Source organism: Halothiobacillus diazotrophicus (genome assembly GCF_001663815.1).
Lineage (GTDB): Bacteria > Pseudomonadota > Gammaproteobacteria > Halothiobacillales > Halothiobacillaceae > Halothiobacillus > Halothiobacillus diazotrophicus.
Genome location: NZ_CP016027.1, coordinates 2,593,264 through 2,609,134, shown reverse-complemented (window position 1 = coordinate 2,609,134; position 15,871 = coordinate 2,593,264). Strand labels below are relative to the sequence as shown.

General features: G+C 63.0%; 13 protein-coding genes and 1 other RNA gene. 1 reads left to right on the top strand and 13 read right to left on the bottom strand.

From position 1 onward, the window contains the following. Positions 1-39: 39 nt before the first annotated feature. From A9404_RS11660 to rnpB, 13 genes are all read right to left on the bottom strand, one after another. The gene (locus tag A9404_RS11660; RefSeq protein ID WP_066101826.1) at positions 40-1,014 is read right to left on the bottom strand and encodes a D-alanine--D-alanine ligase; all 975 of its coding nucleotides are present in this window, start codon (positions 1,012-1,014) and stop codon (positions 40-42) included. Next, entirely contained in the window at positions 1,007-2,470 is a 1,464-nt protein-coding gene (gene murC, locus A9404_RS11655) for a UDP-N-acetylmuramate--L-alanine ligase (protein ID WP_066101823.1), read from the bottom strand. The genes A9404_RS11660 and murC overlap by 8 nt, the downstream gene beginning before the upstream one ends. Further along, the gene (gene murG, locus A9404_RS11650; protein ID WP_066101820.1) at positions 2,467-3,600 is read right to left on the bottom strand and encodes an undecaprenyldiphospho-muramoylpentapeptide beta-N-acetylglucosaminyltransferase; all 1,134 of its coding nucleotides are present in this window, start codon (positions 3,598-3,600) and stop codon (positions 2,467-2,469) included. The genes murC and murG overlap by 4 nt, the downstream gene beginning before the upstream one ends. Beyond that, a complete protein-coding gene (gene ftsW / locus A9404_RS11645) occupies positions 3,597-4,856 on the bottom strand; it encodes a putative lipid II flippase FtsW (RefSeq protein ID WP_082922943.1) in 1,260 nt (419 codons plus the stop codon). Before ftsW ends, murG begins: the two co-directional genes overlap by 4 nt. Next, on the bottom strand, positions 4,853-6,250 hold the full coding sequence (murD, locus tag A9404_RS11640; protein WP_066101817.1) for a UDP-N-acetylmuramoyl-L-alanine--D-glutamate ligase: 1,398 nt from the start codon (positions 6,248-6,250) through the stop codon (positions 4,853-4,855). Before murD ends, ftsW begins: the two co-directional genes overlap by 4 nt. Before the next feature lie 2 nt (positions 6,251-6,252). Beyond that, positions 6,253-7,335, bottom strand: coding sequence for a phospho-N-acetylmuramoyl-pentapeptide-transferase (mraY, locus tag A9404_RS11635; protein WP_066101813.1), 1,083 nt, complete (start codon positions 7,333-7,335; stop codon positions 6,253-6,255). A gap of 1 nt (position 7,336) precedes the next feature. Continuing rightward, positions 7,337-8,746 (bottom strand): UDP-N-acetylmuramoyl-tripeptide--D-alanyl-D-alanine ligase, encoded by a 1,410-nt coding sequence (locus A9404_RS11630; RefSeq protein ID WP_066101811.1) that lies wholly within the window; start codon positions 8,744-8,746, stop codon positions 7,337-7,339. Then, the gene (locus A9404_RS11625) at positions 8,743-10,275 is read right to left on the bottom strand and encodes a UDP-N-acetylmuramoyl-L-alanyl-D-glutamate--2,6-diaminopimelate ligase (RefSeq protein WP_066101808.1); all 1,533 of its coding nucleotides are present in this window, start codon (positions 10,273-10,275) and stop codon (positions 8,743-8,745) included. The genes A9404_RS11630 and A9404_RS11625 overlap by 4 nt, the downstream gene beginning before the upstream one ends. Position 10,276: 1 nt before the next feature. Then, entirely contained in the window at positions 10,277-12,145 is a 1,869-nt protein-coding gene (locus A9404_RS11620) for a peptidoglycan D,D-transpeptidase FtsI family protein (RefSeq protein WP_082922942.1), read from the bottom strand. Then, complete coding sequence (gene ftsL, locus A9404_RS11615; protein WP_066101805.1) at positions 12,142-12,402, bottom strand: cell division protein FtsL; 261 nt, start codon at positions 12,400-12,402, stop codon at positions 12,142-12,144. Before ftsL ends, A9404_RS11620 begins: the two co-directional genes overlap by 4 nt. Further along, a complete protein-coding gene (gene rsmH, locus A9404_RS11610) occupies positions 12,399-13,328 on the bottom strand; it encodes a 16S rRNA (cytosine(1402)-N(4))-methyltransferase RsmH (RefSeq protein WP_066101802.1) in 930 nt (309 codons plus the stop codon). The genes ftsL and rsmH overlap by 4 nt, the downstream gene beginning before the upstream one ends. Then, positions 13,325-13,774: a division/cell wall cluster transcriptional repressor MraZ gene (gene mraZ, locus A9404_RS11605; RefSeq protein WP_066101799.1), complete on the bottom strand. Its 450-nt coding sequence runs from the start codon at positions 13,772-13,774 to the stop codon at positions 13,325-13,327. The genes rsmH and mraZ overlap by 4 nt, the downstream gene beginning before the upstream one ends. A 381-nt stretch (positions 13,775-14,155) precedes the next feature. Beyond that, an RNA gene (gene rnpB, locus A9404_RS11600) (RNase P RNA component class A) lies at positions 14,156-14,509 on the bottom strand. Positions 14,510-14,593: 84 nt separating this feature from the next. Between rnpB and A9404_RS11595 the strand changes: the two genes are divergently transcribed. Continuing rightward, positions 14,594-15,829 carry a tetratricopeptide repeat protein gene (locus A9404_RS11595; RefSeq protein ID WP_066101796.1) on the top strand — a complete coding sequence of 412 codons (1,236 nt, stop codon included), beginning with the start codon at positions 14,594-14,596 and terminating at the stop codon, positions 15,827-15,829. The last annotated feature ends 42 nt before the right edge of the window (positions 15,830-15,871 follow it).

Below are 15,871 nucleotides of genomic sequence, written 5' to 3'. Positions count from 1 at the left end.
AACGTGGCCTTGCCTGAACCGGACGCCGCGCCGTTCTCATCACGACTGGCCCAAAGCATCACCTGCACCCCTTGCCGGCTTCGCATCGGTGTGTCCCGCGGTCGCGAGAATCTCGAGACACAGCGTTTCGATATCGATTCCCACTGCACGCGCCGCCATCGGCACCAGCGAGTGATCCGTCATGCCCGGGACGGTATTCACCTCGATCAGCCAGCAGTTGCCCTCGGCATCGCGCATGAAATCCACGCGTCCCCAGCCCGAGCCGCCGATGAGCGCAAACGCGCGCAGGGCAATCTGCTGCATGTGGGTTTCATCCGCTGCATCCAGTCCGCAGGGAATGCGGTATTCGGTGTCGTCGGCGAGGTACTTGGCGTTGTAGTCGTAAAAGGCATGGGGCGTAGCCAGCAGAATCGCCGGCAACGGACGACCGTCGAGGATCGCCACGGTGTACTCCCCACCGCGCACGAATCGCTCCATCATCACGCGACCGAACCGGCGAGCCTCTTCGAATGCCGCCGGCAGATCCTCGGCGCGATCCACCTTCGCCACGCCCACGCTCGACCCTTCCGCCACAGGCTTCACCATGACCGGCAAGCCCAGGTCGTCCAGGGCAGTCCGAGCCTCGTCGATGGTATCCACCAGCGCCCAGGGCGGGGTCGGCAACCCTTCGCCGCGCCAGATGCGCTTGCAGGCAAGCTTGTCCATGCCGATGGCCGAGCCGGTCACATCAGTCCCGGTATAGGGAATACCCAGCAGCTCCAGTACGGCCTGGATACGGCCGTCCTCGCCCCCGCGGCCATGCAGGATGATGAAGGCGCGATCAAAGGGCCGCTCCGCATGCGCCGCGGCCAGGGGAACCAGAAAATCGGGGCCGACATCGATGACGGTGACGTCCACGCCGGCCCGCTTCAATGCCGCTTCGACGGTGGCACCACTCTTGAGCGACACCGCACGCTCCGAGGACCATCCGCCCATCAGCAGCACGACCCGACCAAATGCTTTGGGATCACGCATCGGATACCTCCGCAAACCGGCCCAGCAAGAGTGCGGGCAAACTGCCGACGTTGCCGGCGCCCAGCGTCAGGATCAGGGTGGGCGCGGCGGATTCGGTTGTCGACGGCAGCATGTCCGGCAGCACGCCGGGCACCTCGTCGGCTTCGGTGACGAACACGGGATCCACCACGCCGCGATTGCGGATGGCGCGGGCCAAGCTACGACCGTCCGCGCCGGCGATGGGCGACTCGCCGGCCGGGTAGACGTCCAGAAGCACCAACTGGTCGACCGTGGACAGCGCCCGAACGAAATCCTCGAACAGGTCGCGCGTCCGGCTGAAGCGATGGGGCTGGAAAATCACCAGCAGCCGATGATCCGGCCATGCCGACCGAACGGCCTGGATCGTCGCCTCGATCTCGCGCGGGTGATGCCCGTAGTCATCGATGAGCGGATAGGCATGGCCATGGATGACCAATTGCCCCCGGCGTTCCAGCCGCCGGCCCACGCCCTGAAAACCGTTCAAGGCCTGCTGGATCGCATGGATCGGCACACCCAGATCATGGGCGACTGTAATGGCCGCCAGGGCATTGAGCACGTTGTGCCGACCCGGCATGGCCAGTTCGCAGGCAAACGGCGGCGTATCCGGCGCCTCGACGGTGAACCGGCTGCAGAACCCCGATTCCTCGACCTTCGTCGCCCGCACGTCGGCCGATTGCTCGACGCCATAGGTCAACACCTGCCGGCCAATACGCGGCACGATCCGCGCCGCCACAGGGTCGTCGGCACAGATCACGGCCAGTCCGTAGAACGGCAAGTTGTGCATGAATTCGACGAAATGATCGACCAGCCGCTCGAAATCACCCTGATAGGTTTCCAGGTGATCCGCATCGATGTTCGTGACGATCGCCACATGCGGCTGGAGATGCAGGAACGAGGCATCGGACTCATCCGCCTCGGCCACGAGATATTCGCCCCGCCCCAGCCGGGCATTCGACGAGCTGGACAGAAGCTTGCCGCCAATCACGTAGGTCGGATCCCAGCCTGCCTCGGCGAGAATCGCGGCCAGCAGGGAGGTCGTCGTCGTCTTGCCATGGGTGCCCGCCACGGCCAGACCGATGCGGAAACGCATCAGTTCGGCCAGCATTTCTGCGCGACGGACGATGGGCAGTCGCAACTCGCGCGCTGCCAGCAATTCCGGGTTGTCCACCTTCACGGCCGTCGAAATGACCACGACGTCCGCACCCGTCACATGACCGGCCTCATGACCGATCCAAACTTCGATCCCCAATGCCCGCAGACGGGCAACGGCCGCAGACTCGGCCACGTCGGACCCCGTCACCGTGAATCCGAGCGTCTTCAACACCTCGGCGATGCCACTCATCCCCGCCCCGCCGATCCCGACGAAGTGCAGTTGCCGGACGCGACGCATCCGGATTTCGGCGACGGGACGATGATCGATCATCACCGGATTAATCATTGGGCACCTTCCAGCCTGGGTTGCCCCAGTGCTTCAATACAAATTCGAACGATGGTCTCGGTGGCCTTCGGCAAACTCTTGCTCCGCGCGGCCACGGCCATCTCCCGGAGCCGATCCCGATCGGCCAGAACCGGCGTCAACACGTCGACCATGCCGGCCACGGTCAGATCACGTTGCTGGATGAGATAGGCGGCATCCGCCTGTACGAGCCCTTGGGCATTGCGGGTCTGATGGTCGTCAACGGCATGGGGAAACGGCACGAACAAGGCCCCGATTCCCGCCGCGCTGATCTCGGCCACGGTCAGGGCACCGGATCGCGCAATGACGAAATCCGCCCAGCCATAGGCTTCCGCCATGTCTTCGATGAAATCGAAAACCTGATAGTCGCAGTGAGTCGCCCAACGGCTCTGGCCGTAATTCGCTTGCGTTGCGTCCAGATGCTGGCGTCCGGTCTGATGGCGGATCGACAGGGGAATCGACTGACCGATCCGCGCCAGTGCCGCCGGAACGAGTTCGTTCAATGCCTTGGCGCCCAGGCTTCCGCCCAACACCAGAATTCGGACCGGTCCGGTTCGGTCGGCCAACCGCTGACGTGGTGCCGGCAAAGCGACGATGTCCGGACGAACCGGATTGCCAACCACCGTAAAATGCTTCGGCGGATTCGAAAAGGCGCCGACATAGGCCGACAACGTGTCCCGGGCCAACCGCGCCAGAACCCGGTTTGTCAGTCCCGCCACGGCGTTCTGTTCATGCACGATCAATGGGATGCCGAGCCACCACGCTGCCAACCCGCCCGGCCCGGCCGCGTAGCCCCCCATCCCCACAACCAGCACCGGCTTGTGGCGCGCAAACAGCTGACGCGCATGCAGTACGGCCCGCAGCAAGCGGAACGGCATGGTCAACCGAGTCATCCACCCCTTCCCACGCAGTCCACCGATCGCCAGCCAGTCGATGGCGAATCCGGCATCCGGCACCAGTTTTGCCTCGATACCGGCCGGGGTGCCCAGCCAGCGGATGTCGAACCCTTGGTCGGCCAAACGTTTCGCGACGGCCAGGGCAGGAATGACATGCCCCCCGGTTCCCCCCGCCATGACATAGATCGTTGCCGCCTTTCCACCCGCCGGATTCATGAGAACACCTCCTGTGTCTGCTCCATCGTGACTTTCTGTCGGCGCCTCGATGCGACCGACGCCCGCATTTCCATAACCAGTGCTGCCTCGTGATGCACACGCATCAGGAGGCCCAAAGAGATGATGGCGACGATGATCGCCGACCCCCCGTAACTCATGAGCGGCAGCGTCAGACCCTTGGTGGGCAGGACACCCATGTTCACGCCCATGTTGATCAGGGCCTGCATGCCGAACCAGAAACTGATGCCCCAGGCCAGCGCCGCACCCGCGATTTGATGTTCGCGCCATGCCATGCCGGCGATGACGAACCCCCGCCACACGATCACGCCATAGAGCGCAAGCAGACAGATGACCCCGACAAGCCCCAGTTCTTCCGCCAGTACGGCAAAAATGAAGTCCGTGTGCGCTTCGGGGAGATAGGAGAGTTTCTGGACGCTTTCGCCCAGACCCCGCCCGAATACGCCACCGGTTCCGATCGCTATCAGCGCGTTGGCCAGCTGATAGCCATGGCCGAAGGGATCGGCGAAGGGATTCGAGAACGACAGCAGCCGCTCGACCCGATATTGCTGCGACAGCACCACGATGACCCCGAGAAAACCGAGGATCGCGGTCGAACCGACCATCATCTGCCACTGGGCGCGCGCCAGCCAGGCCATGGCGAACAGGGTCGTCGCCAGTACGGCGGTCGTGCCGAAATCCGGCTGCATCAGCAGCAGGAAGCTGGCGAGCCCGATCACCAGAGCCGGGCCGAACATGCCCGTGATGCGGTTCTGCAACTTGATGGTATGGGTGGCGATATAACCCGCCATCCAGAGGATGAATCCCTGTCGCGCGAACTCGGAAGCCTGGATGTTCACCGGCCCCAGGGGAATCCAGCGATTGGCGCCGTTCACCGAATGACCGATACCCGGGATCATCACGACAACCAGCAGCAGCAGCGATCCGATCAGGATCACCGATTTGAACTCCACCCAACGGGCGATCGGCTGGCGCAGGAACACGGTCATCACGAGCACCACCCCGATCACGATCGCCACGCTCTGGCGGATCACGAAATAGAAGGGATTGCCGAAGCGCTCACCCAGTTCGGCGGAAGCCGACATCACCATCACCAGCCCCCAGGCCAACAGCGCCAGCACGGCGACCAGCAGAATGGGGTCGATACGGATCGCTTCCTCGTTGTGGCGCGGATTGACCGGATTGGCCGAGGCACTCGCGGAAAGCCAGGGCAGCAGGCGTTCGAGATGATGCATCATGGTGCGACTCCCGGTGTCGCTTCGACACCCCGTACCGCGAGCGTCGCGGCGGCAGCCGCAAACTGCTCGCCCCGATCCACGTAACTCTTGAACATGTCCAGACTGGCGCAGGCAGGCGCCAGAAGAACGGTGGCGCCCGGCACGGCCAGACGGGCCGCCTCGAACACAGCCCTATCCATACGCTCAACCCGGCGCATGGGCAGGGTTTCGCCCAAAACCGAACGGACTGCTTTGGCGATCACGTCCTGATCTTCCCCGATCAGGACAATCCCGATGCACTTGTCCCGGAGGGCTTCCGCCAGCGCATCGAACGCCTGGCCTTTGCCCTGTCCGCCTGCGATCAGCACCAGCGGCCCATCCATGCCCATGATCGCCGCCACGGCCGCACCGACATTCGTGGCTTTGGAGTCATCGACAAACCGGATGCCCTCCACGGTGCCCACCAGCTGCGCACGATGGGGCAGCCCGGTGAACTGGCGAAGAACGCTTGCAATGCGCGCATCCCCGAGGTCAATCTCCGGCAACGCGCCCTGCAGCAGCGCCAGAGCGGCCAGCGCATTCATCTGATTGTGCAGCCCCTGGATGCCCAGCTCGTTGACGGGGAACAGTTTGCGCGGGCCCTGTGCCAGCCAGACGCCCTCGTCGGTCGTCAACAATCCGAAATCTTCGCGGCGTTCCGGCGCCTGCTGTCCAAACGAAACCAGACGACCCCGGACTCGACCGGCCATCGCTGCGACCAGCGGATCATCCCGATTGATGACGGCGACCTCGGCCCGATGCAGAATTTTTTCCTTGATGGCTGCATAGCGCTCGATCGTGCCATGCCGATCCAGATGATCCTGGCTGATGTTCAGGACAAGCGATGCCGTGGGCGTCAGATCGGAAAAGTCCACGGACTCGATCTGGAAGCTCGAAACCTCCAGCACCAGCACGTCATTTGACTGCATCAGCAGATCCAGTGCCGGCGTTCCGAAATTCCCGCCGACGCCGACCTGCATGTCCAGCGCGTCCATCAAGGCGCCCACCAGGGCAGTCACGGTACTCTTGCCGTTGGAGCCCGTGATCAGAACGGTCGGCGTCCGTTCCCGCTTTGCCGCATGCAGGGCCAGGTCGATATCGCCGCGCACGGGAACACCCAGTGCCAGCGCCATGTCATACCAGGCCCCTGTCAATGGCACGCCGGGACTCACGATGACTTCCCGTGCCCCGGTCACCAGGTCGGCCGGCAAGGCCCCAAGCGTACACGTGCAGGACGGGAATTCTGCCTGCCAAGCCTTGAGCAAATCGAAGTCACCCCGAGAATCGGCGGCGCGGAACGGCACACCGTGGCGGGCGAGATGCCGCGCCACGGATAATCCGCTCTTGCCCATGCCGATGATCAGGGTATCGCTCATCGTTACCGTACCTTCAACGTGGCCAGACCAATCAGGACCAGAATCACGGTGATGATCCAGAAACGGACGATCACCTTCGGTTCCGGCCAGCCTTTCAGCTCGAAATGGTGATGGATGGGCGCCATGCGGAAGATCCGCTTGCCGGTGAGCTTGAAGGAGGCCACCTGCAGGATCACGGACACCGTTTCCAGCACGAACACCCCGCCCATGATGAACAGCACGATTTCCTGACGGACCATGACGGCGACCACGCCCAGTGCCGCACCCAACGCCAGGGCGCCGATATCGCCCATGAAGACCTGGGCGGGATAGCTGTTGAACCAGAGGAACCCGAGACCGGCACCCACCATGGCCGAGCAGAACACCGCCAACTCGCCCACACCCGGCACATAGGGAATACCGAGATACAGCGCGAATTTCGCGTTACCGGTGACGTAGGCGAATACCGACAGGCCGCCTGCTACCAGCACCGTCGGCATGATGGCGAGCCCATCCAGACCGTCCGTGAGATTCACGGCGTTGGAACTGCCGACGATCACGAAATAGGTCAGCAGGATGAAACCGAACCCCAGCGGGATCAGGGCATCCTTGAACAGCGGGAGGATGAGCCCGGTTTCCTGCGGCGTCTTGGCGATCGTGAACAGGATCACCGCCACGATCAGGGCGACCACGGATTGCCAGAAATACTTGTAGCGCGAAGCCAGACCCTTGCTGTTCCGCCGACTCAACTTGAGGTAGTCGTCCCAACCGCCGATCACACCGAAGCCGAAGGTCGTCAGCAGGGCAATCCACACGTACTTGTTGGTCAGATCGCCCCAGAGCAGCATGGCCACCCCGATGGCGGCAAGAATCAACGCGCCGCCCATCGTCGGCGTGCCCGCCTTGGTGAGATGGGTTTGCGGGCCGTCCCCGCGAATGGGTTGCCCCGCCTTGATGGACTGCAACCAGCGGATCATGGGCGGGCCGATCCACAACGCGATCATCAGCGCCGTGAGCACCCCCAGCATCGCCCGGAACGTCAGATAGTGAAAGACGCCGAACACACTGTGGTAATGGGCCAACCAGTCAAACAGGGCCAACAACATCTCAGAGCGCTCCTTCGGTGCGAGTTCGGGATTGCAGGAGGTGCATCACCCGTTCCATTTTCATAAAGCGGGACCCCTTGAACAGGATCGTCAACGGGGTATTGGCCTGACGGAATTGTGCGAGATACGGCAATATCCGCTCGACCACCTCTTCCGGTGACGAACAGGCACACGCCGCAATCGCGCCCGGTTTTCTGACGCAGTGCGCCACCATGCCCAACATGTCCGTACCCAGGGTAAAAACCGCATCCAAAGACAGGCCCCGTGCGTACTCGCCCAGTGCCTGATGCAGCTCGGCGCTCTGCGCACCCAGTTCGCCCATGTCGCCCAGAACGGCAATATGAGCCCCTGGTCTTCCCACGAGGTAATCCAGTGCGGCACGCATCGATTCGGGATTCGCGTTGTAGCTGTCGTCGATCAGCATCACCTGGGCATCGAGGGCGATGAGCGTCATCCGACCCGACGGTGGCGCAAAGGCCCGCAGCCCGGCGGCGATCGTGTCGGCACCCAGGCCATGGGCGCGCGCCACGGATACGGCCGCCAGCACGTTCACCGCATTGTGGGCACCGGGCAGCGGCAACGGACACCCAGCGAGGAGCGCCTGCCCCGCTTCCTGAATGGTCAGCGTCGCCGTCGCCTCGTCGTAATCCCCGACCCAACGCGCGCGTTCGGCCAGCGGGCAGTTCTTCAGCGCAAAACCGGTCCAGGCTGCCGTGCTGTGCGCCATCCAGTATTCCGCGCCATAAGAGCAGAGGTTGATCAGTGCCTGCGCATCCGGCGCAAGCCCGACATACAGCTCGCCCTTGCCCTGAACGATGGCATCCACGGAGCCAAACTCGCCGACATGTGCACTGCCGGCCATCGTCACGACACCCAGATCGGGCTTGGCCATTGCCGTCAGACGGGCGATTTCCCCCACATGATTCGCGCCCATCTCGATCACGGCGTATTGATCGCGCTCGTCCAGCGACAACAGGGTGAGCGGTACGCCGATCTCGTTATTGAGATTCCCGACGGTCGCCCGAGTCTGACCGACCTGAGAAAATATTGCGGCCAGCAGCTGCTTGACCGTGGTCTTCCCCGCGCTGCCCGTCACCCCGATGACTGTCGGATCGACCTGCTCCCGCCAGCGCGTGCCCAGGATCTGCAATGCCTCGAGCGTATCGGGCACGACTAACTGCGGCAGATTGATGCTGACGTTACGGGTGGATACGACCGCAGCCACCGCACCCTGCTCCAGGGCCTGGGCCAGATGGTCATGGCCGTCGAAACGCGCGCCCTTCAGCGCCACGAAGAGGTTTCCGGGCTGCAGCTGACGGGAATCGGTGCTGACGCCGCGCACCGCAAGGCCCTCGGGGACCTGCGCACAGGACAGCCAATTCGCCACTTGCGTCAGGGACGTCGTGATCATGTCGCCCCTCCATCGATCCACTGCCGGACCGTATCGACATCGCTGAACGGCAGGAACGTGCCCGCTATTTCCTGCGTACGTTCGTGCCCCTTGCCGGCAATCACCACCCAATCCTCAGGTCCGGCCGCATCCAGTGCTTGGCGAATAGCCGCGGCCCGGTCCGGTTCGATGGTGACGTTGGCATGGACCGAGATCCCGGCGATGATGTCGTCGATGATCGCCTGCGGCGACTCGCTGCGCGGATTGTCGTTCGTCAGCACGATGACCTCCGCCAGGCGATCCGCCACGGCACCCATCAACGCACGCTTGCCCCGATCCCGCTCCCCGCCACAGCCGAACACGCAAATCGTCCGCCCCCGATCGCCCCGGTGGTCGCGCACGGCTCGCAGCACCTGATCCAGGGCATCGGGCGTGTGGGCGTAATCGACGATCGCGTGTCCCGCCCCGGGCAGCTCGAAACGCTCCATCCGCCCCGGGGGCGCCTCGGCCTGATTGAGCCCGGAAACCGCCATTTCCAGCGGCATGCCGAGCGCAAGCAGGGTGGTGAGGGCGGCCAGGAGATTGCTGGCATTGAAGGCGCCGATCAGGGCGGTGGCCAGGGACAGTTCGCCCAACGGCGACTGCACCGTGAGTCGCAAACCTTCAGGGCTGGCCACCATGTGCCGTACGGTTACCTGCTGGCAATCCGCCACGCGCCAGTCCGGATCGCCAAGCCCGTACACCCAGCATGCCGCCGAGCCACTCATCGCCTCGAGCAAATCCTCGGCCACTGAACTGTCGAAATTCACGATGGCCGCCTTGAGCTCCGGACGCATGAACAATTTCGCCTTGGCCGCGAAATAGCGGGTCATGTCGCCGTGATAATCCAGGTGATCCCGACTGAGATTCGTGAACACGGCGGCCGTGATCGGCACGCCGTCCAGGCGCCCCTGATCGAGGGCATGGGACGAGACCTCCATGGCCACATAGCGCACGCCGGTACGGACGAAGTCGACGCAGATCGCCAGAATCTCCAAGAGGCCCGGCGTCGTATTCCCCGTCGGCTTCAAACGGTCCAGGCCGGGAGACCACAACCCCGCGCCCAAGGTACCGATCACCCCGATCTCGGCGGTATGCTGGGCGCCACTCCGCTTGAGCGCGCCGGCGATGAAGTGGGTCACGCTGGTTTTGCCGTTCGTGCCGGTCACGCCAACGATCTGCAGACAGGAGAGATCCTCGCCGCAACCCAGGCTCACGAGACGCCAGAGCTGACTGGTGAGGTTCGGGACCTGGACGCAACGGCCATCTGCCCACGGTTGCTCGCAAAGCACCAGCGGGGCACCCCGCTCCAGAGCCATCGGAATGTAATCCGTCGCCTGATGATGCACGCCGGCACGCGCCACGAACACCACACCCGGCCCCACTTCCCGACTGTCGTCCGTCAATGCACGAACTTCCTGTGCCGCCATTTCCGCGGACACCGTCAGCGGGAAGCCCCAAGCGGTCAGCAAGCTCGCCACGGTCTGCCGATTCAATACCAGGAAACTCATGTCAGCCCCCTTCCGTCCGCTTGGTCAGCGACATGGGGATCAATCGAGTCGTCTGTTGCGCCGTCAGTTGTGCCGGCTCGTTGGGCAGATCGTCCGGTCGGATATTCAGCATCCGCAGGGCACCCGCCATGATGTGCTGGAAAATCGGTGCCGCAACATCGCCCGCGTAGTAACTGCCTTTCTGGGGATCGGTCACCACCACCACGAGCACCAGACGCGGGTCGCTGGCCGGTGCTATCCCGGCAAATACCGTGTTGTACTTGTCGGTGGAGTATTTGCCGTCCGGCCCGATCATGCGGGAGGTACCGGTCTTGCCGGCAATGTGAAACCCCGGGATGCGCGCCTTCGGCGCAGTACCTTCCGGTGAGACGACAGCCTGCAGGAGCGACACCACCGTATCGGCATCTTTCGCCGATGCCACCTGCACGGCATGTGCCGGCTGGCTTCGCCGCAACAGTGTCGGGTGAATGTAGCGCCCATGATTGGCCAGGGCGGCATACGCGGTGGCGAGCTGCAGCGTCGTCACGCTCAAGCCGTAACCATAGGAATGGGCCGCCGTTCCGCTGACGCTCCAGTCCCGCCAGTTCTCCATTCGCCCGGACACTTCACCCGGAAAACCCACGCCGGCATCCTGGCCAAAGCCAAAATCATGAAACTCGGTCCAGAGGGCCTTGTTGCCGATATCTTCGGCGATGTGACTGGCCCCGACGTTGCTGGATTTTTCCAGAATGCCACGCAGGTCGAGCACCCCATAATTCCGGTGATCGCGAATGGTGAAACCGCCCACGCGCACCCAGCCCGGGCTCGTATTCACGGTGCTTTGCGGTTGCCAGCGGCCGCTTTCCAAGGCGGCGAGGATCGTGAACGGCTTCATGGACGAACCCGGCTCGAACTGATCGACAATGGCCCGATTGCGGGTCAGGGCCGGTGTCATGGTCGCCCGGTTGTTCGGATTGAACGACGGAACGCTGGCCATCGCCAGCACTTCGCCGGTCGCCACATTCATCAGCACGGCTGACCCGTATTCGGCTTGGGTCTCGACCACGCCCTTGGCCAGCTCGCTGTAGGTCAGATATTGCAGGCGACGATCGATGGAGAGCGCGAGATCGTTGCCCGGTTGCGCCGGCGAAATGACACCCAGATCGTCGATCTCATGTCCGTAGGCATCCTTGAGAATCAGGCGCTGTCCGGCCTTCCCGGACAGATACTGGTTGTAGCTGGCCTCCAGACCCGCCTGCCCGTGGTCGTCGATATTCGTGAAACCGACCAGCGGTGCGCTGACGTCGCCCGTCGGGTAGAAGCGCTGGTATTCGCGCTGCAGTCCGACGCCCGGCAGTTTCGCGGCGCGAATCTGCTGTGCCACGCTGGGGCGCAACTGGCGACGCACATAGATGAATTGCTTGCTGCGGTTGCTGTCGATCTGCGCCTGCAGAACGGATCGTGGGATCTCGAGAAAGGCCGCCAGCGTCTTGATGGGATCCGGATCCTTCTTGGATTTCGGATTCGGGTCGGTTCGCAGTTGCTGGTAATACTTGGTGATTTCGGTTGGGTTGACCCAGACGGCATCCACCGGCACGCTGATCGCCAGCGGATCGCCGTTGCGGTCCGTTATCATGCCGCGATGCGCAGGAATGACCTGGACCCGCTGCTGCCGATCGCCCCCCTGCTGCAGATAAAACCCCTGTTCGCTGATCTGGATTTGCACCGCGCGCCCGACCAGGATCAGTGCCGACAGGCCGAAAACCCCGGAAACCACGGCGACCCGCCAGCGCGCACCCAGCCAGGACCACCACTGCGCCCGATCCTTGGCAGACGGCGTCGGCGCAGCCTTCTTCTGATTCCTCAGGGGCGTCGTGACGGCGCGGCTCATCGGAACACCATCGTGATCTGGTCAGGACGTGGCATGTGCATGTCCAGACGCGTCTGCGCAATCTGATCCACCCGACCCTGCGCGGCCAACGCACCCTCCTCCAGTTGCAACTCAGCGTAGGTGACGTTCAGCTTCTGAATGGCCTGCCGCTGCTCGCTGAGCGACCGGGTCAGGTCGCGGTCACGCTGGGCCAGATCGACCACGACCAGCGCCGAAGCGAATACGGCAAAGCCCAGCAAGGCAACGAGGAATTTCATGCCACACGCTCCGCGATTCGCATGATCGCGCTGCGGGCACGGGGGTTGCGCGCCACCTCGGCCCCGGAGGCCCGCACGGCGCCACCCACGCGCGCCAGGCGCGCCGTACCGACGGGCTGCCCGAAGAAATCCCGATCCACCGAGCTTTCCTCGCGGATGAACTGCTTGACGATACGATCCTCAAGCGAATGGAAGCTGATCACCACCAGACGACCGCCGATGGCAAGCAGATCCACCACCTTCGACAGGGCCGTGGTGATTTCGTCGAGTTCGCGGTTGATATGGAGACGGATGGCCTGGAAGCTGCGCGTCGCCGGGTGCTTGTGGGGATCGCGGCGCGGCGTTGCCTCGACGATGCACCGCACGAGATCGAAGGTGGTCGTTAAAGGATGTGCATCACGGGTTTCCACGATCCGCCGCGCAATGCGCCGGGAGAATTTTTCATCCCCAAGCCGATACAGGACATTCGCGATCTCCGCTTCTTCGGCATGGGCCAACCACTCGGCCGCCGTTTCGCCCGCCTGCTGGTTCATGCGCATGTCGAGGGGACCGTTCTGCTGAAAGCTGAAGCCCCGCGCCGCCTCGTCGATCTGCGGCGAGGAAACGCCGAGGTCGAACAGAACACCATCCACGCGGCCGCTCAACCCGAGCTCAGCAAGCCAATCCGCAGCGGCAGAAAAGGGGGCGTGTCGAATATGGAATCGCGGATCCCGGGCCGCCAGCGCCTCGCCCGTCTCGATCGCGCGTAGATCCCGATCCGTCGCGTACAGCTGCGCCGAATCATCCAGACGCGCCAGCATCAGGGCGCTGTGCCCACCCCGACCGAAGGTCGCATCCAGATAGACGCCACCCGGGTGTAGGTCAAGCGCATCCACAGCCTCATCCAGAAGCACGGTCTGATGGGTCAGGACGGTGTCGGTACTCATAGGGACAGCGACTCCAACGCGGCAGGCAGGGCCTCATCATCGTCTTCGCCCAGGAAGGCGTCCGTCAGGCGGGTCCAGTTGGGCTGCGCCCACAGCTCCAGCTTCTTGCCCTGGCCGACCAGAACCGCCTCTTTCTCCAGTTCCGCATGACCGCGCAATTCAGCCGGAACCAGAATGCGCCCCGCGCCATCCAGGGTCACTTCCGTGGCATGACCGATCAGCATCCGCTTGATGCGATTGGCCGTCTTATTGAAGGAAGGCAGCGCATCGATCTGCCGCTCGATCGTCAGCCAGGTGGACAGGGGATACAGCAACAGGCAGCGCTCGTCGGTATCGATGGTAATCACCATCTGTCCCTCATCTTCGGCAAAAGCCGCCCGATGGCGCGTCGGCATTGCCAAACGACCCTTGCCATCCAGATTCAGGTTGGTGATACCCCGAAACACTTTTTCCCACCGATCCCCACTTTTTCCCACTCGGGTGCACTATATCGACACCCATCGACACAAACAACCCCCTTTTTGATTATTTTTCTTTACATCACATAGGGTTACGGAATAAAAAAAACAAAGGGACGCGGTGTGATTTTTGGACTAAAACAGCAGCTTACGCGTTATTAATGAGAAAACGCGCGAAGAGTCGCCTGGGGGACCGAACTTGCCCGCCAATCGTGCAGAGGCCGATGGAGCAAAAACCACCAACAAGCACAACCAATTGAAATTCATAGCCATTTGCCGCTTGGCAAGGATCGCGTCACAGGCGCAGCCGAAGCGGGGGCTACGCCCGATTCAAGAGCAGGCCGCAGAAACCTGCAGCCAGGAGGGAAATGGGAGAGTTGGCCGATAAGCCGGGTTCTGTCGAGAACTGTCATTCATCTGGGATCATCGTCACCGATGACCTCAAGCAGCCTACCCGGAAACCACGCGGGCCGCGTGATCGTTTCCCTATTTGGCCTTGCTCCGGGTGGGGTTTTCCATGCCATCGCGTGTTGCCACGGATGCGGTGCGCTCTTACCGCACCGGTTCGCCCTTACCACGCATGTCTTGCGACACCGTTCGGCGGTATGTTTTCTGTTGCACTTTCCGTCGGCTCACGCCGCCCAGGCGTTACCTGGCACCCTGCCCTACGGAGCCCGGACTTTCCTCCGCGCATTCCTGCGCCGCGACAGTCTGGCCAACTCAGGCGCGCATACTAGCAGAAAGCGGGCGGGTTGCAGCAGCGCAAGCCTGATAAACTACCGCCAAATTGCCGACAATGAACCCGATATGACCCCGATTACCCCACCTTCCGATCTTCCCGCCGAACTGCTCCCCCTTTTTGAACGCATGAATCAAGAAGGGCGCGCGCCGAATCCGCCCAGCCGCACGGAAATCCGTGCGGTGACAGACTGGTTCTACGAGGCGCGGTGGCACACCGGGCGCGCGGATCAGAACGAGTTGGCCTGGGTTCGCCACTGGATGGATGCCTGCGACAACCCGGCGCTTGCCGAAATCACCGATGCCGTCTGTGTGCAATTGATCGAAAGCGGCAAAATTTCCGAGGCCATTGAATTAGCCGAGGCGATGCTCGCCAAATGCGCCGACTTCAGCGTCTCGTATACGCTGGCTCTGGCTCAGGCAGCCCAGGGATCGCGGGATGCGGCCATCGCCACCCTGGAGCATGCCCTGAAAACCCATGCTCCCGACGCCCTGGTTGCCGAAGGCATGCCCCTGGCGCACATCGGCCAGGCCTGGCTCGATCTGGCTCATCTATATCAACAGAACAAATCCCTGTTCAAGGCCATCGGACCGGCCAAGCGGGCCATCGCCCTCGCCCAGCGGGACCAGCAGGACGACCTATTGATCGATGGCCTGCGTTTTCTCGTGGAACAGCTCATCGAGCAGGGCGGTGCCGACGAAGCCTGGGACAACCTTGCCGAATTCCTGTCGGACACGCCCTCTACCACCCAGTTGGCGCTCTGGGAACTGGCCTTCATGCGGCTCGCGGACCAGCTTTCGCCCGAAATCGTCGATCGCGGCGCCCAACTTTTCCTGGGTACAGGAAAACCCGATCCCCTGATCAAATACCTGTACAAGCAGGCTCAGGCAACACGCGACCGCGACCTGACCCTGATCGCCTTCATCATTGCGCTGAAGTACCGGGCACCCATCGATGTCGCCGCCCCACTCGCCGCCAATCTGCTGCTGCGGGACCAGGATCGCCAGACCGAGTCAGCGCCGCTGATCGCCGCAGCCACCATGGCACTCGCCGAACTCCCCGACGAGCGCAGTATCAAGCGTGCCCACTGGCACCGGGACAGCATGGTTCAACTGATCAGTGTCGCCAAACATCAAGGTGTACCGGAAGCCGCCGTGAAGCTGTGGGCTGAAGATCAACGCCTGTACCGAGAACACGGCATCATCGACCGGGCGGCCGAAGCATTGCGCAGTGAACTGGAAACCCCGCCGGCCTGGCTTGACTTGCCTGCGAATCCGCAGCGCACGGCCGAACCCACCCCATGAACGAAAAAAGCCGGCAAATGCCGGCTTTTTCACTGCATCGCG